This window comes from Pseudarthrobacter sp. B907 (genome assembly GCF_040137805.1).
Taxonomy (GTDB): Bacteria; Actinomycetota; Actinomycetes; order Actinomycetales; family Micrococcaceae; genus Arthrobacter.
In genome coordinates this window covers 1-526 of record NZ_JBEEQE010000041.1, presented here as the reverse complement: position 1 = coordinate 526, position 526 = coordinate 1, and the positions used below count along the sequence as shown (strand labels likewise).

At 68.6% G+C, this 526-nt stretch carries 2 pseudogenes; both read left to right on the top strand.

Annotation, left to right across the window (positions count from 1 at the left end):
• Window positions 1–37 precede the first annotated feature (37 nt).
• Window positions 38–124 (top strand): annotated as a pseudogene (locus ABLI39_RS17465) (hypothetical protein); the annotation flags it as partial.
• Window positions 125–221: 97 nt separating this feature from the next.
• Window positions 222–526, top strand: a pseudogene (locus ABLI39_RS17355) (serine hydroxymethyltransferase); the annotation flags it as partial.

The window sequence follows — 526 nt, the reverse complement described above, 5'->3', positions numbered from 1 at the left end:
CAACGACGCCGACATCGCCAAGAAGATCAACTCGGCCGTGTTCCCGGGCCAGCAGGGCGGACCGCTCGAGCACGTCATCGCCGGCAAGGCCGTGGCCTTCAAGATCGCCGCGTCGCCCGAGTTCAAGGAACGCCAGGAACGTGTCCTCGCCGGTGCCCGGATCCTCGCCGAGCGGCTCATCCAGCCGGACGTGACCGCGAAGGGGATCAACGTGATCTCCNCCGCTCGAGCACGTCATCGCCGGCAAGGCCGTGGCCTTCAAGATCGCCGCGTCGCCCGAGTTCAAGGAACGCCAGGAACGTGTCCTCGCCGGTGCCCGGATCCTCGCCGAGCGGCTCATCCAGCCGGACGTGACCGCGAAGGGGATCAACGTGATCTCCGGCGGCACCGACGTGCACCTGGTCCTGGTGGACCTGCGCGAGTGCGAGCTCAACGGCCAGGAAGCCGAGGACCGCCTCGCGGCGATCGACATCACCGTCAACCGCAACGCCGTCCCGTTCGACCCGCGCCCGCCGATGGTCACCTC